The sequence below is a fragment of the Streptomyces sp. A01 genome, assembly GCF_059026195.1.
Genome location: NZ_JBWLKN010000149.1, coordinates 1 through 270, shown reverse-complemented (window position 1 = coordinate 270; position 270 = coordinate 1). Strand labels below are relative to the sequence as shown.

Sequence of the window (270 nt, the reverse complement as noted above, 5' to 3'; positions counted from 1 at the left end):
ACCATCGGCGCTGAAAGGCTTAGCTTCCGGGTTCGAAATGTAACCGGGCGTTTCCCTAACGCTATGACCACCGAAACGCTATCGGGAAGTCTGCGATGCAGACATTCGACAGGCTTCAAGCGAACAAGCACACTTTTCAATTAAGTATAGTGGAACTGGTTCAACCGATGCGACTGTTCGCAATTCGGGAACCACACAGTGGACGCGAGCAACTGAGGACAAGCCCTCGGCCTATTAGTACCAGTCAACTCCAGCGGTTACCCGCCTTCC

Annotated in this window: 1 rRNA gene; it reads right to left on the bottom strand. The window is 53.0% G+C overall.

From position 1 onward, the window contains the following. Positions 1-75, bottom strand: a 5S ribosomal RNA gene (rrf, locus tag AC5P1B_RS35950); the annotation flags it as partial. Positions 76-270: the final 195 nt, after the last annotated feature.